The organism is Halorussus gelatinilyticus (assembly GCF_023238445.1).
Classification (GTDB): Archaea; Halobacteriota; Halobacteria; order Halobacteriales; family Haladaptataceae; genus Halorussus; species Halorussus gelatinilyticus.
Genome location: NZ_CP096658.1, coordinates 2,406,528 through 2,426,787 on the forward strand (window position 1 = coordinate 2,406,528; position 20,260 = coordinate 2,426,787).

Annotated in this window: 22 protein-coding genes; 9 read left to right on the forward strand and 13 right to left on the reverse strand. The window is 68.1% G+C overall.

Translation table 11 applies throughout. From position 1 onward, the window contains the following. The first annotated feature begins 4 nt into the window (after positions 1–4). A complete protein-coding gene (locus M0R88_RS12405; RefSeq protein ID WP_368409346.1) occupies positions 5–904 on the forward strand; it encodes a twin-arginine translocation signal domain-containing protein in 900 nt (299 codons plus the stop codon). A gap of 62 nt (positions 905–966) precedes the next feature. Beyond that, positions 967–1,236, forward strand: coding sequence for an HAH_0734 family protein (locus M0R88_RS12410; RefSeq protein WP_248653819.1), 270 nt, complete (start codon positions 967–969; stop codon positions 1,234–1,236). Between the two features lie 22 nt (positions 1,237–1,258). Here M0R88_RS12410 and M0R88_RS12415 read toward each other — a convergent pair whose 3' ends face one another. The 3 genes from M0R88_RS12415 to M0R88_RS12425 form a co-directional block, all read right to left on the reverse strand. Beyond that, positions 1,259–2,026, reverse strand: coding sequence for an NAD-dependent epimerase/dehydratase family protein (locus M0R88_RS12415; protein WP_248653820.1), 768 nt, complete (start codon positions 2,024–2,026; stop codon positions 1,259–1,261). A gap of 72 nt (positions 2,027–2,098) precedes the next feature. Continuing rightward, on the reverse strand, positions 2,099–3,394 hold the full coding sequence (locus M0R88_RS12420; RefSeq protein WP_248653821.1) for an MFS transporter: 1,296 nt from the start codon (positions 3,392–3,394) through the stop codon (positions 2,099–2,101). Between the two features lie 200 nt (positions 3,395–3,594). Continuing rightward, positions 3,595–4,026: a hypothetical protein gene (locus M0R88_RS12425; RefSeq protein WP_248653822.1), complete on the reverse strand. Its 432-nt coding sequence runs from the start codon at positions 4,024–4,026 to the stop codon at positions 3,595–3,597. A gap of 186 nt (positions 4,027–4,212) precedes the next feature. On the opposite strand from M0R88_RS12425, the gene M0R88_RS12430 reads away from it, so the two are divergent. Continuing rightward, positions 4,213–5,181: a cell division protein CdpA domain-containing protein gene (locus M0R88_RS12430; protein ID WP_248653823.1), complete on the forward strand. Its 969-nt coding sequence runs from the start codon at positions 4,213–4,215 to the stop codon at positions 5,179–5,181. 64 nt (positions 5,182–5,245) lie between these two features. Next, positions 5,246–5,377 (forward strand): hypothetical protein, encoded by a 132-nt coding sequence (locus tag M0R88_RS18660; protein ID WP_256468561.1) that lies wholly within the window; start codon positions 5,246–5,248, stop codon positions 5,375–5,377. Between the two features lie 8 nt (positions 5,378–5,385). Here M0R88_RS18660 and M0R88_RS12435 read toward each other — a convergent pair whose 3' ends face one another. The 3 genes from M0R88_RS12435 to M0R88_RS12445 are packed head-to-tail and all read right to left on the reverse strand — an operon-like array spanning position 5,386 to position 8,078. After that, a complete protein-coding gene (locus M0R88_RS12435) occupies positions 5,386–5,892 on the reverse strand; it encodes a Mut7-C RNAse domain-containing protein (RefSeq protein WP_248653824.1) in 507 nt (168 codons plus the stop codon). Positions 5,893–5,896: 4 nt separating this feature from the next. Continuing rightward, on the reverse strand, positions 5,897–7,636 hold the full coding sequence (locus tag M0R88_RS12440) for a DNA polymerase/3'-5' exonuclease PolX (protein WP_248653825.1): 1,740 nt from the start codon (positions 7,634–7,636) through the stop codon (positions 5,897–5,899). A 4-nt stretch (positions 7,637–7,640) separates the two neighbouring features. Beyond that, complete coding sequence (locus tag M0R88_RS12445; protein WP_248653826.1) at positions 7,641–8,078, reverse strand: DUF5788 family protein; 438 nt, start codon at positions 8,076–8,078, stop codon at positions 7,641–7,643. A gap of 203 nt (positions 8,079–8,281) precedes the next feature. On the opposite strand from M0R88_RS12445, the gene M0R88_RS12450 reads away from it, so the two are divergent. The 4 genes from M0R88_RS12450 (at position 8,282) to M0R88_RS12465 (ending at position 11,890) form a co-directional block, all read left to right on the forward strand. Continuing rightward, positions 8,282–8,971 carry a class I SAM-dependent methyltransferase gene (locus M0R88_RS12450; RefSeq protein ID WP_248653827.1) on the forward strand — a complete coding sequence of 230 codons (690 nt, stop codon included), beginning with the start codon at positions 8,282–8,284 and terminating at the stop codon, positions 8,969–8,971. Positions 8,972–9,080: 109 nt separating this feature from the next. Further along, the gene (locus tag M0R88_RS12455) at positions 9,081–10,001 is read left to right on the forward strand and encodes a rhomboid family intramembrane serine protease (protein WP_248653828.1); all 921 of its coding nucleotides are present in this window, start codon (positions 9,081–9,083) and stop codon (positions 9,999–10,001) included. A 24-nt stretch (positions 10,002–10,025) separates the two neighbouring features. Continuing rightward, positions 10,026–10,871, forward strand: coding sequence for an endonuclease V (locus M0R88_RS12460; protein ID WP_248653829.1), 846 nt, complete (start codon positions 10,026–10,028; stop codon positions 10,869–10,871). A 185-nt stretch (positions 10,872–11,056) separates the two neighbouring features. Then, positions 11,057–11,890, forward strand: a complete 834-nt coding sequence (locus M0R88_RS12465) for an SDR family oxidoreductase (protein ID WP_248653830.1) — start codon at positions 11,057–11,059, stop codon at positions 11,888–11,890. Between the two features lie 5 nt (positions 11,891–11,895). On the opposite strand, the gene M0R88_RS12470 is transcribed toward M0R88_RS12465, so the two are convergent. From M0R88_RS12470 to M0R88_RS12480, 3 genes are all read right to left on the reverse strand, one after another. Next, the gene (locus tag M0R88_RS12470) at positions 11,896–13,038 is read right to left on the reverse strand and encodes an ArsA family ATPase (RefSeq protein WP_248653831.1); all 1,143 of its coding nucleotides are present in this window, start codon (positions 13,036–13,038) and stop codon (positions 11,896–11,898) included. Positions 13,039–13,137: 99 nt separating this feature from the next. Further along, entirely contained in the window at positions 13,138–14,241 is a 1,104-nt protein-coding gene (locus M0R88_RS12475; RefSeq protein ID WP_248653832.1) for a glycosyltransferase family protein, read from the reverse strand. A 63-nt stretch (positions 14,242–14,304) separates the two neighbouring features. Continuing rightward, positions 14,305–15,501 (reverse strand): MFS transporter, encoded by a 1,197-nt coding sequence (locus M0R88_RS12480; RefSeq protein ID WP_368409387.1) that lies wholly within the window; start codon positions 15,499–15,501, stop codon positions 14,305–14,307. A 128-nt stretch (positions 15,502–15,629) separates the two neighbouring features. Between M0R88_RS12480 and M0R88_RS12485 the strand changes: the two genes are divergently transcribed. Next, positions 15,630–15,926: a hypothetical protein gene (locus M0R88_RS12485; protein ID WP_248653834.1), complete on the forward strand. Its 297-nt coding sequence runs from the start codon at positions 15,630–15,632 to the stop codon at positions 15,924–15,926. 19 nt (positions 15,927–15,945) lie between these two features. On the opposite strand, the gene M0R88_RS12490 is transcribed toward M0R88_RS12485, so the two are convergent. The 4 genes from M0R88_RS12490 to M0R88_RS12505 form a co-directional block, all read right to left on the reverse strand. Beyond that, positions 15,946–17,034, reverse strand: a complete 1,089-nt coding sequence (locus M0R88_RS12490) for an aldo/keto reductase (RefSeq protein WP_248653835.1) — start codon at positions 17,032–17,034, stop codon at positions 15,946–15,948. Positions 17,035–17,075: 41 nt separating this feature from the next. Next, positions 17,076–18,263, reverse strand: a complete 1,188-nt coding sequence (locus tag M0R88_RS12495; RefSeq protein ID WP_248653836.1) for a DHH family phosphoesterase — start codon at positions 18,261–18,263, stop codon at positions 17,076–17,078. A 61-nt stretch (positions 18,264–18,324) separates the two neighbouring features. Further along, positions 18,325–19,221 carry an SDR family oxidoreductase gene (locus M0R88_RS12500; RefSeq protein ID WP_248653837.1) on the reverse strand — a complete coding sequence of 299 codons (897 nt, stop codon included), beginning with the start codon at positions 19,219–19,221 and terminating at the stop codon, positions 18,325–18,327. A gap of 208 nt (positions 19,222–19,429) precedes the next feature. Next, entirely contained in the window at positions 19,430–19,864 is a 435-nt protein-coding gene (locus M0R88_RS12505) for a DUF5791 family protein (RefSeq protein ID WP_248653838.1), read from the reverse strand. Positions 19,865–20,260 lie beyond the last annotated feature (396 nt).

Consider the following 20,260-nt stretch of genomic DNA (forward strand, 5'->3'; position numbering starts at 1 on the left):
TTCGATGTCGATGAATCGGCGCAGCTTCCTCAAGCGTAGCGCGGTAGCCACCACCGGAGTCGCCGCCCTCGTCGGGTCGTCGGGGTCCGCGGCGGCCTACGACGTCCCGCTGATATCGACGCGCGACCACTACAGCGGCACGACGCTCGTCTCGGGCGAGACCAAGTACAGCTACGACACGAACGGTCTCGTCCCCGGCGTCGATACCGGATGCGTCGGCGACCTGACCGTGTTCATCCACGGCTGGGACAAGAAGAGCAGCGAATCCGACGCGGAACAGGCCGCCCGCGACAAGATCAAGCACGCCCGCGACGAACTCACGGCGTCTGGATACGGCGGACAGGTCGTCGGCTACACGTGGGACAACGACGTCGGCGGCGGCGCGGACTACGGCTGGGGCGAGGCCCAAACCGTCGCGCAGAAGAACGGCGTCAAACTCGCGCAGTTCCTCGTGGACTACAAGTACCAGTGCCCGAACTCGACGGTCCGACTCTCCAGCCACTCGCTCGGCGCTCAAGTCCTGCTGAGTTCGCTCCGCTCGCTGAACGGGTCGTGGTTCACCGACAACGGCTACAAGGTCCACTCGACGCACCTTCTCGGAGCGGCGCAGGACAACGAAGCACCTACGCAGGAGACCACCGACACCTACAACGCCATCCGCGACGTGGTCACGGGCGCGTTCAACTACCACAGCCACGAGGACGACACGCTCCAGTGGATTTACAACAGCATCGAGTTCGACCAAGCCCTCGGCGAGACGGGCTACGAGGACGGCAACACGCCCGCGCCGAACTACACCGAGTTCGACGCCACCTCGCAGGTCGGTAACAACCACTCGACGTACATGAAGAACTGCGCCGCCGAGATCGTCTCGCACATGGAGAACGCCGCCTCCTACGGGTGAGCGAGTGCGCGTCCGAGACCGTTCCCGAAGCGCTTAAACGCGCTCCTTCCGAATCGCCGGGCATGAAGCGACTCATCATCCACGGGAATCCCGGCATCCGGAAGAATGCCATCATCGACTACGACGGTGACGAAGTCGTCTGCTTCGCCATCAGTCGGCAGGGCGACTGGCACGGCCCGGACGAACCCCAACTGTGGTGCGTCATCGGCTCGGAGGACGAGCGCGAGGACTTCGAGAAGCGCAACTACGTGCCCCACTGGCTCGACACCGAGTCCGTGGACGCCGAGGCCATCGACGTCATCAAGCGCGCCGACGACATCGCCGTCTCGTAGTTTTTCCGTTCGATTTCCGAGTTCAGGCTTCTACTGCCTCCGCGGAGTCGTCTCGCGGCCGGTAGTCCAGCTTCCGCATCGTCTCGGTCAGCGAGAGGTAGCGGTCGTCGTTCCGCGAGACGGCGTGTGCGACGACGGGCGACTCCGGGAGGTCGGCGTCCACCGCGCGCTCGACCACTTCCCGGCAGTCGCCGGGACTCAGCCACATCGCGCGAGCGAACCGCTTCGCCTCCTCACTCTCGTCGCCCGTCTGCGTCTCGCGCAGTTCGTCCTCGTCCATCAGCCAGCCGATGCGGAGGTTCACGACTTCGAGACCGTGGCGGTCGGCGTAGAAGTCCCCGAGAGATTCGGCGGCGACCTTGCTGACGCCGTAGTAGGAGTCCGGGCGCGTGGGGTCGTCGGGGCGGACTGTCCGGGCGTCTTCGCGCAGCGACTCCGGCTCCGCGGGGTCGGCGGCGTTGTGCATCTGGACCGCGTGATTCGAGGACGCGAAGACCACCCTGTCGAGGTCGTTCTCGCGGGCGGCCTCGTAGGCGTTGTAGGTTCCGCCGACGTTGGGTCCGAAGACGCTCTCCCAGTCGGCGTCTGGAGAGGGGTTCCCCGCGAGGTGGACCAGCGCGTCCTGCCCCGCCAGCGCCTCGGCGAAGGCCTCGCGGTCGGTCACGTCGAGGGTCGGCCCTTCCAACTCGTCGTGGTCTCGGTGGGTGATGGGCGTCACGTCGTGGCCGCACAGCGCCAGTAGCGCCTCGCGGCCGACCCTGCCAGCGGCACCGGTGATTGCGACGTTCATGTCGAGGGTACCACGACGACCCAGAAATAGGTGGTCGCCGACGCGGGACCGGCGAGCGGAGGCGTCCGTCGGTCAGTCGTCCGCGGGCGTGGCGACGTGTTCGGGCGCGGGTTCCATCGTGAACATCGCGGCGAAGACGACCGCCGAGACGACGATGAACGCCGCCGCGGTCCAGAACGCGACGAGGACCGAGGTCGCGTCCCAGATGGCCCCGACCAGCACCGGGCCGCCGACCTGTCCGACCTTCCACGCGATGGAGCGAAGCGAGAGGCTCGACCCCACCGCGTCGAAGTGTTCGCCCTCCTCGACGAACAGCGCCATGCTCGCGGGAAGCCGGAGGCTGTCGGCGACGCCGAGAATCGCGTAGGCCGCGAAGAGGACGAAGAACGCGCCGGGGAGTGCCAGCGACCGCCCGAACGCCGAGAGCGTCATCTCCGAGACGTAGCCGTCGGCGTACTTGGCGAGCGGGATGAGCGCGGTGCCGACGGCGTAGACGAGCGCGCCCGCGAGGATGAAGCGGTACTTCTCGCCGACGCGGTCGGTCAGGTCGCCGACCTTCCCCTGCGTGAGCGACTTCGTCAACTTCCCGCCCGCCATGATGCCGCCGATGACGAAGGCGTTGATGCCGAACTCGGTCCGGGCGAAGATGGGCAGGAAGATGATGACCGCCATCTTCCCCACGCTGAACGACCCCCTGAAGAACACGAGGGCCTTGATAGCCCGGCGTCCCATCAGGTCCGAGAGGGTCTCGTATCCGGAGGCCTCCTCGGGGTCGGCGCGGCCGCCGGGGTTGTCCCGGAGGAACGCGAACACCGAGAGGAACGCGCCGATAGTGATGACCGACAGGACCGCGTAGGTCACCTCGAAGTCGTAGAGGAACAGGAGCAGGCCGCCGAACACGTCGCCGAGCAAGCTAGAGAACGCGCCGACCTGATTGTACGTGCCTATCCAGAGGCCGCGCGACTCGTCGGGGCTGATTTCGCCGACGACGGTGGTGCCGGTCAGCCAGAGGATGCTCGCCGAGAACCCCTGCACGACCCGGAGCAGGATGACGTGTTCCACGCTGGAGACGAACGCGAACCCGACGAACACGACGACGTTGAGCGCCAGCCCCGCCATGAGGAACTTCTTGGAGTCCCGCAGGTCCACGTACCGACCGAGCGGCAGGACGATGAGCAACTGGACCGCCGCGAACGCGGTGCCGAACAGTCCCTCGACCGTGCCGGAGGTCCCGAACATGTCGGCGTACAGCGCCAGCGCGATTAGAATCGTAGAGTAGGCCTGACTCCGGGCGAACGCGGTGCTGGCGAGCGCCACGAACTCGCGGTTCCCGAAGAGGCGGAGCGACCCGCCGCTCGTCTCTCCCACAGTTACGATTCGAAATAGCTAGGTCCCCGGTAATAAGTTCACGGCTCCCGGAAAGAGACGCGGGTTCGACGCGCTCGCTCCGCGCATCGAACCGCCAGACGGCGCGACATTCGACCGAGTTCGGCGGGCGCTCGTCCGTGTCCGTCGCTACCGGCCGTAACGTCACGAAAAACGAAACTCGGTTCCGGAATCCGAAGTCCTCAGTCGTCGAGGTCTTCGACGGCGTCGGCGATGCGCTGGAGCTGTCGGGTCGCGTCCCGAACCTCGTCGCGGAGCTGTCGGACCTCGCGGACGAGTTCCTCGTTGCCGCCGGACTCGCTCTCGCCGGGTCGGCCGCCGGGACCGGCACCGCCCGGTCCGGCACCAGCGCCGGGGCCGCCGCCCATCATGCCGCTCATCATCTGCGCGAACGGGTTGCCGCCGCCGCCGGGAGCGCCGCCCATGCCGCCGGGGCCGCCGCCCATCATCTCTTCCATCTTCTCGCGTCGGTCCTCGTCGCCTTCGCCCTCGCCTTCCTCGGCGCGCTTCTCTCGAATCTCCTCGACGCGCTCGCGGAAGGACTTCTCTTCTCCGTCCTCGCCCTCGGATTCGGTTTCGTCAGGTGCGTTCTCGTTGGATTCGTCGTCTGCCATGACTCGGGATTCGGGGTGGAGGTGGAAAAACGTGGTGTCTCGGGAAGGCGGCAGTTTTCGGTCGCGGAGGTTCGGCCGGCTTCAGACCGGTCACGACCGCTTCGACTTCCCGCTCGGCTCCGACTTCCGTAGCGACCGACAGGCGTCTGACGCAACGTTTACTTGTTCGCGTGCAATTGTCCGCCCATGACAAGCCTCGCGGAGGCCTACGAGGAGAACGTCGGCGAGGTCGGGAACGTCCGACTCCTCTACCTCGGGGTCGGTCTGTTCGCCGCGGGGGCGCTGCTCGTCGTCCTCGGCATCCTCGTCGCCACGACGAGTCTACACGCGACCCTCGGCCTCGGCGTGCTGGGTGCCCGAGAGGTCGCGGGCGTCCTCGCGGGACTCGGCGTCCCCGCCGTGTTCGTCGGCATCTTCAGCGTCCTGCCGGCGAGCGAGCGCGTCCGGGCCGCGGCCGCCATCGGCGCGGGCGTCTCGATACTCGGCGTCGCGCTGTTCACCTACGCCTATCCGAGACACTGGGCGGGCTACAACCGACAGTTGACGCTCCCGGTCGTCGCCGTCTACTTCTTCGGCGTACTGGTCACGTTCGGCTGTCTGTTCGTCGCCGTGGTCAACTTCAAGACGCGAAACGACCCCGGCGGTACCGTCACGCTCGAAGTCGCTCACGAGGGCGAGGTCCGGACCGTCGAGGTCCGGAAGGGCGAACTGGACGAGTTCGAGGACATCGAGAACCTGAACGCGCTCCAGACGGAACTCGCCGACTCGGCCGCCGGCGACCCGGAGAACGACCCCGACCCCGTCTCTACCGACCCGAGCGAGACCGGTCTCGGCGGCGTCGCGTTCATGGGCGCGACGCCCGACGGCGAGACCCCGACACAGACCAACCAGCCGAGCGGTCGGTCGGCGACGGGCGCGTCGGGCCGCGGCGCGCGTCCGACCAGCGACGGCGGGACCACCGCGAACGACATCCGGTCACCGCTGGACGACGCCGACGCCCCGACCCGGACGCAGGGCACCACCGACGCCTACTGCGGCAACTGCCAGTACTTCAAGTACGTCCGGACCAACGAGGGGATGAAGCCCCACTGCGGTTTCTACGGCCGCGAGATGGACGACATGGACGCCTGCGAGGAGTGGCAGCCGAACGGCTGACCCGTCGGTGACCGCGAACGTGTTCGGCGGAGCGTATTTTCTGCTGGAGCGACGACGGTCCCGTATGCCCGAATTCAGCGTGAATCGACTCGGCGTCCTCGGGACACTGGGCGTCCTCGGCGCGTGGGCGAACGAACCGGCGCTGTTCGCGCTGTTCGCTTCCGACCGGACGATACGCCTCCCGACCGCCGAGTAGTCCCCGCCTCAGAGGTCTCGAAGCGTCGCCTCGACCGACTCCCAGTGACTTCCCTCCCAGAAGTGCTGCCCGCAGTCCGGACACCGCCAGACTCGAATCTCGGCGGAGTCCGGCGCGTACTCCGGCGTCGAGTCGGCTTCGCGGACCGCGACCAACGCGCCGTTGCACTCCGCGCACCGCGACGGCTCCGAGAGTTCGAGCGCGAACTCCTCCTCGGCCAGTTCCCGCAACTGGTCGGTCACCGACTTCGACGCGAGGAGCAAGCCGTCCGCGCGCTCGGCCAGTTGCACGTCTCGCGTGACGAGCAGGCGGCCCTCCTCGCGCGCTATCTCGACCAACTTCTCGTCGGCCTCGACTCCCCTGTCGAGCGCGTACGCCGCGTCGTAGCCGCACATCCGGAGGTACGTCGTCAGCTTGCCGAGCATCACGTCGAGCAGGAGCGGGGCGTCGGCGGGTGCGCGACGCGACGCGGACCCGCCCGCTGACGGCGGCCGGTCGCCGGAGTCGTCCGCCATCGGCTCAGTGCAGGAACTCCCGGACGCCCTCGGCGTCGCGCGCGCTCAGAACGTCGTCGGCCTGCGCCCACCCGCGGCGGGCGGTGTGGACGCCGTACCGGACGAGTCCGTACTCCGGCGGGGAGTGGGCGTCGGTGTCGATGGCGATAGTCGCGCCCTCCTCGACGGCCTGCTTGACCGCGCTCCCCCACAAATCGAGTCGGTGGGGGTTGCTGTTGACTTCGAGCGCGGTGTCGTGGTCGGCGGCGGCGCGCGCCACCGCGTCCACGTCCAGTTCGAGACCGGGGCGCTGGTGTATCATCCGGCCGCTCGGGTGGCCGATAATATCGACGCTCGGGTGTTCGGCGGCCGCGACGAGACGGTCGGTCCCGTCGCCCTCTAACTTGCTGTGGGGCGAGGCGACCACGCAGTCGAGGTCCGCGAGCAGGTCGTCGGCGACGCTAATTCCGCCGTCTTCGGCGATGTTGGCCTCGACGCCCGCGAAGACGGTGATCGGGAGGTCGTCCTCGATGGCTCGAATCTCGGCCAACTGCTCGCGCAGTTCGTCGTCGTCCAGTCCGACGCCGCCGACCATCCCCGGCCCGGTCGCGTGGTCGCAGACGGAGATGTAGTCGTGGCCGAACTCGGCGGCGGCCTCGGCCATCTCCTCGATGGTGAATCCGCCGTCGGACCAGTGGGTGTGGAGATGGAGGTCGCCCCGGACGTCGCCCTCTCCGACGAGGTCCGGCAGGTCGCCGTCCGCGGCGGCCGCGATTTCTCCGCGGTCCTCGCGCATCTCGGGTTCGACGCACGGCAGGCCGACCGCTTCGTACATCCCTTCCTCGGTTTCGCCGGCGACGCGTTCGCCGACGCGCTGGCCTGCGTCCGGGTCCTCCACGTCGGAGACGTCGAAGACGCCGTACTCGTTGATTTTGAAGCCCCGGTCGATGGCGTAGTTCCGGAACCGGATGTTGTGTTCCTTGCTCCCGGTGAAGTACTGGAGCGCCGACCCGAACTCCTCGGGCACGACGACGCGCAAATCGACGCGCTGGCCGTCCGAGCGCACGCTGGCCTTGTCGGTCCCCGCCTCGATTACCTCGTCGGCCTCGTCCCACTCGGTGAACGCGTCGATGACCGCTTGGCGGTCGTCGCTTCCGACGAGCACGTCGATGTCGCCGATAGTCGGCTTCCAGCGCCGCAGTGACCCGGCGAGTTCACACCGGCCCGCCTCCGGAATCGCCTCGAAGAACTCCAGCGCGGCCTCGCCGACCGGCCGGGCGTCGCCCAGTAGCTCGCGGCCCTGCGACTGACGGGCGAACTCGATACCCTCCAGGATGTTCTGCTCGGTCTTCTCGCCGAACCCCGAGACGTCCCGAATCTCCCCCTCGCGGGCGGCGTTCTCGAGGTCGTCCAAGTCCCGCACGTCGAGCGCCCGGTAGAGGTCCCCGACCGTCTTCGGACCGACGCCCTCGACGCTCGTGAGTTCGGCCATCTCGACCGGCATCTCGGCGCGCTCCTCCTCCAACTGCTCGAAGGTGCCCGTCTCGACGGCTTCCACGACCTTCTCGGAGATGGACTCGCCGACGTCCTGAATCCGCTGGACGGCCTCCGGACCCTCGGCGGCCAACTTCTCGATATCCTCGGGGGAGTCGCGAATGCTCTCGGCCGCCCGCTCGTACACCTTCGGCTTGTAATCGACGCCTTGGGCGGAGAGTAGGTCGGCGTACGTTTCGAGTAAGTCGGCGACTTCGGCGTTTCGTGACATGGCTCTATAATCGTCCGCGCTTGTTGGCGTCTTCCCGGCCGAGCGCCTGCTTGAGGAACGACATCCAGCGTTTCTGGTCGGCGGCCTCTTGGGCCTCGCTCTCGCGTTCGAGGTCGGTCGGACCGAGGCTTTCGAGCGCGTTGAGCGCCCGGTCGATGCCGATGATGGCGGCCACGAGTTCCTCGCCCTCCTCGAAGCTGATGTCGGCCTCCTCCAGCAGTTGCCGGCGCTGGACGCGCTCGCGTCGGAGGTTCTTCTTGGCCTCGTCCACCCGCTCACGCTCGCCCGCCGGGACGGTGTCGCGGCGCTTGATTTCGAAGACGAACTCCCGGAGGTCGATCGCCTCGCCCTGCACGTCGATGGTCTCGGGAATCGTCGCGCCGACCGTCGCGCCCTCGCGCTCGACGCGCTCCAGCAGTTGCTTGCGCTCGTACTCCTTCACGTCTCCCTCTCGGGCCGCCAGCGTCAAAAATTCGCCGGGAGTGCCCGCCGCGTCGTCGCTCGTCGGCGACCGCGGTTCCGGAGGCGCGACGCGCCGTCACAGATACGGGCGACGACTGCCGGGGGATGCGCCCCGGAAATAATCGCGGGGCGGCGCTATGACTCGATTCAAAGCATAGGTGGGTGGAGCGTTTACGGGGGTGCATGAAGAAGCCCGGAGAGGTGTTCGCGGACGCGAGCGTCTACGACCCCGGTATCGAGGCCATCGTCCCGCGATACGACGAACTCCACGACACCATCCTCAACGCACCGCCCCACGACCGAGACGAACCCGTCAGCGTCCTCGAACTCGGCGCGGGGACCGGCGAACTCACGACCAAACTCCTCACGCGGTTCCCCGAGAGCGAGGTGCTGGCCGTGGACCACAGCGACCGGATGCTCGAACAGGCCGAGCGCAAACTGGCGACGTTCGGCGACCGCGTGGCCCTCGAATCGGGAGCGTTCCCCGACGACTACCCGCGGGCCGACGGCGAGTACGACCTCGTGGTCTCCTCGCTGGCGGTCCACCACCTCGACGAGGCGGGCAAGCGCGACCTCTTCGACGATATCTACGACTCGCTCGCGCCTGGCGGCTGGTTCATCAACGGCGACGTGATTCGGTTCGACGCACCGCACCTCGAAACCCTCTCGGGCGACATGATAGAGAACTGGGTGCGCTCGAAAGGGTGGGAGGAGTCCGAATTCATGGACGAGTGGGAGGCCAGCGACGACTACGACGACCCCTCGACGCTGACCGACCAGTTGGTCTGGCTCCGCGAGTCGGGCTTCGAGGCGGTCACGTCCATCTGGCAGTACTACAACTTCGCGGTGTACGGCGGCGGCAAATCCGAGTGAACCCGGCGTCAGTTACGATTCTCGACACGCCGATTTTCGGCGTCCGTCGTCCCGCCGCGCTCGCCGACGACCCAAATCCCTTTCAGGTCCGGCCCCAAAGACTCTCCCAATGGCGCAGTGCGACGAGTGTGGCGAACACGAGAACATGCCGTACAAGTGCCGACGCTGTGGCGGCACCTACTGCTCGTCCCATCGACTGCCGGAGAGTCACGACTGTCCGGGACTGAACCAGTGGGACGACCCGGAGGGCGTGTTCGACAGCGGGTTCGACGACAGCGTGAACGACCGCGATGGGTCCGGGGGCATCTCCGACCGCATCGGCGTGAACACGGGACCGGGCGGTCCGCTGGGCTACTTCCGGGACAACATGACGTTCGTGTTCCTCGGCCTGATGTGGATCACCTTCGCCCTACAGTTGGTGGTCTCGTACGTCCTGGGACGACCGCTCCTCGCGGAGATGCTGTTCGTCCTGCGGTCGGACCACATCTTCCGGGTCTGGACGTGGGTCACCTCCATCTTCGCTCACGGCGGCTTCGGCCACATCGCGCTGAACTCCATCGTGCTGTACTTCTTCGGCCCGGTGGTCGAACGCCGCATCGGGACCAAGAAGTTCGTCGCGCTCTTCCTCGTCGCGGGGATGGCGGCGGGACTCGCGCAGGTCGGCGTCTCGGCCATCATGTCGCCGGGCGTCGTGAGCGGCGTGGTCGGCGCGAGCGGTGCCATCGCCGCCATATTGGGCGTGTTGACCGTCCTGAACCCGAACCTGACCATCTACCTGTACTTCATCCTCCCGATGCCGCTCTGGCTGGCGACGATGCTGTTCGTCGGCTACTCGGTGTTCGTCTCCGCGACCGGAGGCATCGGTGCCGGCGGCGTCGCCCAACTGGCCCACCTCGCGGGCGTCGGCATCGGGTTACTCTACGGCGCGAAACTCAAGCGCGAGGGCGAGCGCGCTCCACAGGAACTCCAACTCGGCGGTGGCGGCGGCGGTCCCGGCAGAGGCCCGGGCGGTCCGGGCGGACGATTCTAATCCCTCGCGCCCGTCTGTTCTCTCATGACGCCAGTTCGTCCCGAGTTCGCGCCCGACCCCTCGCTCTCGCGCGCCGAGATGGAGGAACTCCAGCGCGACCTCGCAGCGGAGGCCCTGTTCGAAGACGACTTCGAGTTCGACCCCGCGTCGATTTCAGCGAGCGCCGGCGATTCGACCCAGACCACGCTCGGGGGGTCCGCCCCCGATGAGTCGAGCGACGGCTCCCCCGGCGACTCCGGCGAGACTACTGCCCCAATCGTCGCGGGCGTAGACCAAGCGTTCGCCGCCGACGGCGAGAAGGCCGTCAGCGCCATCGTCGCCTCGCGGGGCGGCGAGGTAGTGGAGCGCGTCCACGCGGTCGAACCGACCGAGATTCCCTACATTCCGGGCCTGCTCTCGTTCCGCGAGGGCGGGGCCATCCTCTCGGCGTTCGAGGAGTTGTCCGTCGAACCGGACCTCGCGGTCGTGGACGGGAGCGGGCGCATCCACTTCCGGCAGGCCGGCATCGCCACCCACGTCGGCGTCATGCTCGACCTGCCGGCAATCGGCGTCGCCAAGAACCTGCTCTGTGGTCGCCCCGCCGAGTCGCTGGACGACTACCTGCGCGAAGGCGAGCGCGTCCCCATCGAGGCCGACGACAGCGTGACCGCGCCCGAGGGAACCGTCATCGGTCACGCCTACCAGTCCCGCCAGTACGACAACCCGCAGAAGCGCCACGTCAACCCCCTCTACGTGAGTCCGGGCCACCGCGTGAGCGCCGACACCGCGACCGACCTCGTGGGCCGACTCTGCGCGGGCTACAAACTCCCGGAACCGACCCGCCTCGCCGACCAGTTCGCCGACGAGGTGAAAGCCGAAGTCGGCGACTGAGGCGGGCGCGCTCGGTGACGCAATCCACCGTGGGCGCGCTCGGTGACGTCCACCTCCGATTACTGCACTCTATCCGTTGACACTACCGACTCATCCTCTCTGCCACGCTAAGCGTGCCATCTCCGAAACCAGCAGGACGCCCCGAAGCGACGAAATTTAACTGTTTGCGCCGCGACAGTGGAAGCGTGACCGAAACCGTTCTCATCACTGGTTGCTCGTCGGGCATCGGGCAGGAGACGGCTCGCGCCTTCCTCCAAGACGGATGGGAAGTGTACGCGACCGCCCGGAACCCCGCCGACGTCGAGTCACTCGGGGAAGCCGGGGCCAACATCGCGTCGCTCGACGTGACCGACGGAGACGACGTAGAGCGCGTGGTCGAGCGCATCATCGACGAGGAGGGCCGCGTGGACTGCCTCGTGAACAACGCTGGATACGCCCAACTCGGACCGGTCGAGGACGTGCCGGTCGAGAGCGTCGAAGACCAGTTCGCGGTGAACGTCTTCGGCCCGCACCGACTCACGCGCGAGGTCCTTCCCCACATGCGCGAGCGCCGGACCGGGACCATCGTCAACGTCTCCAGCGTCGCGGGGCGACTCGCAACGCCGGGCATGGGCATCTACAACGGCTCGAAGTTCGCCGTGGAGGGTATCAGCGACGCGCTCCGGCCCGAAGTCTCGGAGTTCGGTATCGACGTGGTGCTGGTCGAACCCGGTCCCGTCGATACCGCGTTCGTCGAGCGCGCGAACGACGAGATAGACGGCTTGGAGCGCTCGGACGCCTACGACTCACTCTACTCGATTCTGGACGACTCGGAGGCCATCGGCGGCGGCGGTCCCGGCGCGGTCCAGCCGCGCGAGGTCGCCGAGACCATCCTCGACGCCGCGAACCTGACCGACCCCGCCGACCGCTACCCGGTCGGACAGGTGGCAAAGGTGGCGATGCTCGGTCGGTTCGTGCCCGCGAGACTGCGCGACAAGTTCTACCGCCTCGCGTTCTCGCTCGTGACGAAGGTGAGCTGAGGATCCTATTCTAAACAGTTCGCCACGAGCGCCAGCATCTTCTCGCCGCGCACTTCGTCGGCGAGCAGTGGCACGCGCTTCACGTCGTGACCGCGGAAGACCTCTTGGGCTTCGGCGAGCGCGCCCTGCTGGACGTCCCACCGTCGCTGACAGAACTCGCAGGTGTCGAGGTTCGGCGAGACGAAGGCCTCGCTACCGCTCGCGCCGCCGGCCACGTCGGTCAGGTCCTCCATCACCTTGTTGACGACGACGGTGCCGACCGGGACGCCGAACTCCGAGAGCTGATCGAGGAGCCGCTTGGACTCGAAGACGCTCATCTCCTCGGGGACCATCACGACCCGGAAGTCGGTCTGACTCGGGTCGCGGAGGGTCGCTCGCAGGCGCTCGATGCGCTGGCTCAGTTCTTCGAGGTCGTCCAGTCCCTGCTCGGGGTCGGCGTCCTCGCCGCCGAACATCCCCTTCATTCCCTCCATCATGCCCTCGAACTTCTGCTTGAGCTTCATGATGCGCCCGACCATCGTGTCCATCAGCTCCGGCAGTTCGAGCAGTCGGAGGGTGTGACCGGTCGGCGCGGTGTCCACGACCACGCGCTCGAACCGCGGGTCGTCCATGAACTCCAAGAGCTTCTGCATCGCGGCGGCCTCGTCCGCGCCGGGCATCGGCCCGCCGAGCATCGCGTCCATCGGGTTCTCGCCGCCGAGCATCCCCGCGAGGCCGCCCATCGGTCCGTCGCCGCCGGTCGGACCCGCGGCCGGGTCGCCGCCCGCAGTTGGACCGTCGCCGCCCGCGGCGTCGGTACCGTCCCCGCCGCCCGCTCCGCCCGCGGCCCCGCCGAACATCGCCTCGCCGGCTTCCATCGCGGCGTCGGGGTCTATCTCCGCGGCGTAGAGCGGCACGTCCTCGCGGATGCGCTCGGGGTCGGCCGGAATCTCTGTCTCGAAGGTGTCCGACAGCGAGTGGGCGGGGTCGGTCGAGACCACCAGCGTCGCGGTGCCGTCGCGGGCGCTCGCCAACCCCGTCGCAGCCGCCATCGTGGTCTTGCCGACGCCGCCTTTCCCCCCGTAGAGGACGTACTCGGGCGCGTCCACTCCCTCCGGTACGTCGGTCTCGTCGATGCGTTCGACCGGCTCCACGTCGAGTTCGCTCATTGCCGGAGGTAGTCCGTCGGGACTTGTGTACCCGTCGGTCTTTCCTATCGCCGGTAGTCCGAGAAAATCCGCACCTCACGGTCCACGCCGGTCTCGCTCTCAGTCGCCGCGGAGGTCGAACACGTCGCGCCGGGAGGTCTCCAGCACCGTCTCGGGAGCCAGTTCCACCTCGCGCCACGCCGGGAGTCGCCGGTCCTCGCCCGGCGGGGCGACGGCCTCCGCGTAAATGTCCACCTGCTCGCGCTCCTCGCTCCGGTCGTAGTCGAGGCCGTTGAACCCCGCGTCCGCGGCGTACTGCGCGACGAACTCCTCGGCGACCGCCCGGTAGCGGTCCGGCAGGCTGTCGTAGTCGGGCGCGACCCCGTAGGACTCGACCGCCCGGAGGAGCGCGGTCCCGACGTGGCGGCTCATGTCCGAGAGACCGGTCGGTCCCGAGACGGCCCGGTGGTCGTGTTCGTAGCGCCCGAGGTCCACCTGCGCGCTGTCGGCGAACCCGGCGTGGCCGAACGCCTCGCCGAGCGTGCCGACCTCCAGCCCCCAGTGGCGCTCGACCCGGAGCGAGTTCACGAGGCCGCGCGTGGCGGCGAACTCGCCTGCCAGCGCGTACCGGAACGCCCCGAGGTAGTCCAGCACCGCGGCGTCGGGGTGCGCGTCGGCGAGCGCGCGCACCAGCGGCGCGTAGAACAGCCGACAGAGCCGGCCGTAGAGTTTGCCGTTCTCGACGCGGGCGTAGTAGCCCTTCGCGAACTCGTAGCCCGACGCGAGCGGATACAGGAGTCGCGCCACGTCCGCCGCCTCGTAGGTCTTGGCGTCGGCGTCGTGGACCGCCACGTACTCCCGGCGCGCGGCCGCGACGCCCAGCGCCAGCCACACGTCCCGGCCCTTTCCGGCCTCGCCGTTGAGGCCGTGTTCGGCCAACAGGTCGGTCACGCCCGGCCCGTTGCACCACACCACCGACAGCGGCAGGTCGAAGCCGTCGAGCCAGTCCAAGAACGGCCCGACCTTCTCGGGCAGCGCGCGCAGGGGAACGACGACCTCGCCGGGCGCAACCGACTCCAACTCCGCGAGGACGCGCTCGGCCGCGAGACCGGCGTACTCGCGTTCGGTCATCGGCACGACCACCGCGGCGCGGTCGGTCGGCGCGTCAGGCACGTGGCCCGTCAGGTCGTGCAGGGTGGCGATTCGCTCCTGTCCGTACTCCATCGGCCGGGGGTTAGGACGGAGGGGTTGAAAAGGGACTGGAAGCGGAACGCTCGTCTGCGAACGCTAATCTCCGCGCGCGACGCTCGGGTCCCGCCCGCCGGTCGGGAGCGAGTCGGTCGCGTAGAGGACGACCAGTACGGCCAGCACCGCGACCAACATGCCGCCGAACGTCCGGAAAACGGTGTCGTAAGCGAACCCGATGTCCACCAGCGTCCCGACGGCGACGCTCCCGGTCGCCTGTACGATCATCATCGCGCCGCTGTACAGCGAGTAGGCGCTCGCGCGGTTCTCGTCGGGGAGCGAGTCGAGGAGGTAGGTGTCGAGCGCGGGGAAGAGGCTGTGGATGACGTAGCCCAGAATCGCCGTCACGACCGCGAGCGCGATGAGTCCCTTCACCGCGGTCAGCGCGAACAGGCAGGCGACGAACCCGGCCAGAATCGACAGCATCAGCGGGACGTGGGGAACGCGGTCGGCGAGTCGCCCCGTGACCCAGAACGCGGGTACGCCCGCCGCGAACACGACCGTCAGGAGCGTATTGGCGGTTCCGGGGTCCACCGCCTTCGTCGCCGTGACGTACTTGACGTAGAAGTTGAACAGGCCGTTCCAGACGAACCCGGTCAGTCCGAGGATGGCGACGCCGCTGACGATGATGGGCCACTGCTTGCGCGCCGCCGCGAGGAGCGCGCGGTCCTCGGACCCCGCGTCGGGCATCTCGGTCCGCGTGGCGGTCCAGTAGAAGACCGCGGTGGCAGTCGCCGCGACGAGTGCGACGACGACGAAGACGCCCCGCCACGGCGCGAACGGGACGGTCCCGAAGACGCCGCGCCAGAGGCTCGCGGTCAGGACCGCACCGACGAACAGCGGCGCGGCGACGGCGGCGAGTTGGCTCGCGGTGCCGTGAATTCCGAGCGTCCGGCCGACGCGCTCGGGGTAGAGTTCCGAGATGAGCGGGTTCGCCGCGATGAAGTACGCGCCGCTGGCGATGCCCATCAGGAAGGCTCCGACCTCGAGGACGACCACCGAATTGGCGAACGCGATGAACGTCGCCGCGCCGGTCAGGACCCCACCGGCCCCGAGGACGACCTTGTGGCGCTCGACGCGGGTCAGCAGGTAGCCGGTCGGGATTCGGGGCGTCGCGCTCCCCAACCACGCCAGCGTCGCTACCAGCCCCGCCGTGGACGCCGAGAGCGAGAACGCCGCCGACAGCGGTTCCAACAGCGGCGCGAACACCACCCGCCCGAGGTTGACGAGAAACACCATCGAACACATCGACGCGAAGACCCGACCACGTGACACACACGGGCCTACTCTGAGGGGACAGTCAAACCTTCCGAATCCGGCGAATCGGCCCCCAAGCTTTTCATTCTTCTCGTCGTAGGTGTATGGCCATGAAATCAATCCGTCGCGGGCTCTGGGACGGCGAAGTCGGCAAGGACGCCCGCGGCAGGTTCTCGTGTCGCATCTGTCGCGTGTCGCTGACGCCCTCCGAAGCGCCGACCGGCGACTCGGCAGCGTCCGGTGAGTCGCCGGACGCTGCCGAGTCGCCAGCGATGGACGGCCCCGGTGTAGCCGATTCCGCGGCGACCGACGAACCGGTGGACGGCGAGGAGACGATTCGGTCGTGCCCGGAGTGCGGCCGGTCGTGGAGAACGACCGCGCCGCGCTGGCGGACGACCGGCGGGTGAGCGGACGGTCGCCGATTTCTCACTCGAACACCGCGTCGAAGGCGTCCGCGCCGAGCGGGTCGAACCGGCCGGCCTCGACGTTCTCCTCGACGTGTTCGGGGCGGCTCATCCCCACGAGCGAGGAGGTCACGCCCGGCGCGCTCCGGGCGAAGTTGATGGCGCGCTGGACCGTCGTGTCGCCCTTCAGCCGCTCGGCCACGTCCTCGGGAATCTCGGCGGCTAACTCGCCCTGCGCGATGCTGGCGCTGGTGAAGACGTTCAGGCCCGCCTCGTGGGCGAACCAGAGCGCGCTCTGGGGTCCCTCCGGTCCCTCGTGGGCCTCGACGGTGAACGCGTCGGCCATGAAGACGTTGAACGGCAGTTGAATCGCGCGGAGGTGCGTCGCGGTGTTCTCGGCGGCCTTGGCGGCCTTCCGAGCGCGTGAGACGATTTCCGGGAGCGAGAGGTACTGGTCGTCGCTCTCGGGAACTCGGAAGGCGTTCCACGTCGCCACGCCGTACTTCGAGATGTCGCCCTCGGCCGCCCGCTCTTCGAGGCGCGTGAAGGTCTCCTCCAACCGGTCGTAGACCTCCTCGCGGGACCTTGCGTGGAGTTGCGTCTCGGGGTTGTGGACGTAGTAGAGGTCTATCTCCTCGACTCCGAGGTTGTCGAGCGACCGGTCCAGTTGGTCGTCCACGAAGTCGGGCGCGATGCAGTGGCTCCCCCGCGCCAGGTCCTCGCGCTCGACCAGCCCCGAGTCCACGAACTCCCGTTTCACGTACTCGCCGGGGTCGTCGGGGCGCGACCCATCGAACGGCAGGAAGCCGCCCTTCGTGGAGACGAAGACGGCCTCCCGAGACACGTCGGCGTCCTCGATGGCCCGACCGACCGCGCGCTCGCTTCGCTGGCATCGGTAGTTGATGGCGGTGTCCACGACGTTGATACCGCTTTCGAGCGCGGTGGCGATGGCGTCGCGGTAGCGCGCGTCCACCTCGTCGGTCGAGTCGCCGAGGTACGTTCCGACCCCGAGCGACGAGATGGCGAGCCCGTCGAACCGCCGGAAGTAGGTCCGACCGAAGTCGTCACCGTGCTGGAGTTTGTACTCGTAAGTGCCGTCGTCGGTGGCCATGCCCGGAGGTAGCGGTTCGACCGGGATAAGAGCGAAGATTCCTACACGTCGCCGTTCAGCGCGGCGAACACGTCGTCCGCGAGTTCCGCCTGCGACCACATCGCGGCCTCCCCGCCGTTGGCGTAGGCCGCGCCCTCGACCGGGACCTGTCCGCCGCCCATGCGAGCGTGGCCGCCCGCGCTCGCGCCGGGGATGTCGTCGGCGACGGTTTCGAGCGCCTTCCCCATGTGAACCCGGTCGTCGCGCGACCGCCCCGAGAGGTGGACAGTCTCGTCGCGGCGTCCGTAGACGACCACCGCGGTCACGCCCTCCAGTTGGAGGAGTTCGTCGGCGGCCTGCGGGACGGCGTCGGCGTTGTTGACTCTGCCGACGTCGCTGACCGCGAACGACCCGCGCACGTCACGGCCCGAGATGGCGCGGGACTTGACCTCCAGCACTTCGGCGCTGACCTGCGGGTTGGCGATGCGGTCGAGCAGGTCCTCGTCCACCCCCTCGTAGAGGTACGCCGCGGCCTCGAACTCCGCGCCGGTACAGCCGCTGGTCAGGTGTTTGGTGTCGGACTGGACGCCGTAGAGCAGGCCCGTCGAGACTTCCGAGGGGACCGTCATGCCGTCCACGTCGCCGTCGTCGTCGGGACCGACCGGCGTGCCGCCCACGTCCTCCAGATACTCCGCGACGATGGTCGCGCAGGCCCCGTAGTCGGTGCGCTGGTCGGTGAACCGCTCGCCGGTCCCGTTGCCGGGGTGGTGGTCCACGACCGCGTAGGGTTCGAGTCGCTCGGCCCCCTCGAAGCCTCGGGGCGTGTTGTGGTCCACCAGTATCACGTCCTCGCAGGCCAGTTCCCGGACGTGGTCTATCTGTTCGAGTTCGAGGTCCAGCACCGTCCGGAACGCGCGGTTCTCCTGATGGCGAATCTGGCCCGCGAACTGGAGTCTCGCGTCGGTGCCGACCCCGCTGGCCAAGTGGGCGACCCCGATGGCGCAGGCCATCGCGTCGGGGTCCGGGTTCGGATGCATCAGAATCGCGACCTCTTCGCGCTTCGAGAGGGCGCGCTTGAGTTTGGAACCCATCGGCCGCCGAATCCAGCGGACGACCAGCCACAGCGACGCCACCAGCGCAATCGCTCCGAGGGCGGCGGCTCCCGCGAGTTCGGGCGAACTCAGGCCCCACGTCTCGGCGGCCTGTACGACTTCCCGAACTCGCAGTTCCGGGACGACCGGCAGTTGCATGACTCGCACTGACAACGCCGACGAACAAGAAATTTTCCCGAGAGAAAGAAAGTTGAGGGATTTAGCCCGATTGATTTCGGTACGCCTCGATTTCGGCGCGGTAACCGTCCCGATAGGTCGGATAGCCGAACTCGTAGCCGAGGTCCCGCAACTTCGCGTTGTCGCACCGCTTGCTGGTCAGAATCCGGCGCTCGACGCGCTCGGAGAGGTCGTCGTCGGCCAGTCGCTCCTCGGTGGTCCGCTTGGGCGGGTGTGGCTCCCCGCACTCGTCGGCGAGCCAGTCGGCCAACGCCCACTTCGAGAGGGGTTCGTCATCCACGACGAGCACGACTTCATCCCGAGCGAGGTCCTCCTCCAGCAGGAACCTGACCGCGCCCGCGGCGTCGTCGCGGTGAATCATGTTCAGATACCCCTCCGTGACCGGCCCTTCCAGATACCGCTCCAGTCGGGTCCGGCCCGGCCCGTAGATGCCCGCGAGGCGCGCGACGGTGCCGTCGATGCCGCGGTCGGCGCTCGCTTCGAGCGCGACGCGCTCGGCCTCGGCCAGCACCTCGGTCTTCTCGGTCCGGGGGTCCAGCGGCGTCTCCTCGTCCACCCAGTCGCCGCCGTGGTCGCCGTAGACGCCCGTGCTGGACGTGTAGACCAGTCGCTCCGGCGGGTCCTCGCGCCCCGCGAACTCTTCGATAGCGGTGTGTAATCCCTCCACGTACACCTCGCGGGCGGCCGCCGCGTCGCGCCCGCCGGAACTCGCCGCGAACACCACGGCGTCCGCGTCGGGGACCGCCGACAGCGAGTCGGCGTCGGTCACGTCGGCCTGCACGGCCTCGAAGTCCGCGTCCTCGATTTCGGCGAGTCCGTCCTCCGAGCGCCGGACGCCGACCGCGCGGTGGCCCGCCGCGGTCAACTGGCGACCGAGTTCGAGACCGACGTAGCCGCATCCGAGTATCGCCACGTTCATGCGTTCGCGTTGGGGCGTGGCCGGGATAACTCCCGCGACGGCGGCAGGCTTAGAACGATTCGTCTTGCTTGCTAGTCACTGTGGAATCTCCTTCGAATGTCCCGTATTTCTCCGATGGACTCCGAAGATAGCGTCTCGTCTTCGGAGACACCGTTTCAAGCGTCGAAAGCAGGCCAGGCACCGGCAAAACTGAACTCCGAGAAGAACGCTACCGCTGACGACTGGCGATGAAGTGGTTCAGCGTCGCGTACTCGGCGAGCGTCATCGGCGAGCGCCCTTCGACCTTCTGATGGACCTGCTTGCCGTCCAAATCGTCGATTTCGGCCGCGATGGTGTCTACGTCGAGGACCGCCGTGGTCATCCCCAGCAGGAGCGTGTCCCGGACCTCGGCGACGATGGCGTCGGCCGGGGGCGCGTCGTCGTCCAGTGCAGAAACGGCCGCGGCGTCCTCCAGCGTCAACTCGTCGGCGACGCCGGTCTCTTCTTCGGCCAGCGATTCGAGGGTCTCGCGGTCTACACCGGTTTCCTCGGCGACCGACTCGACGCCGTACGCCTCGACGATTGCGGCGAGGTCCGCGACGTACTCCTCGCGCAACTCGGCGGGCGAGGTCGCGTCGGGGTCCTCGATGTCGTCGTAAATCATGGTCGAGTCGAGGGTCCCCGGCGTAAAAGGAGTTTCACTTCGATAGACGTGTGTTCGGGCCGGTAGTTCGTCCGGGGAAGCGCTTCGGCTTTCGTCCGGTTCCGAACCTCCGCTACTGCCGACTCCGCTCGAACCGCCCCGCACGGTACCGCCACTGTCGCCGACGCCTATCGGACCGCACAGTACCGCGACCGCACCGTGACGGCACAGTACGACACCGCACCGCATCAGCCTCACACCACCCCGCCCGCCTGTGTTGCTCCCTGCGGTGCTCTACTCGGCCGCCGGAAGACAACCCGCGTCTTCCGAGCCTGCGCTCACGTCCGTTCGCGCAGACCTCGCGCGCTGATGGCGCGACACGAGGTCGCTCCAGCGCACGCCGGGTCGTCGGTGTCA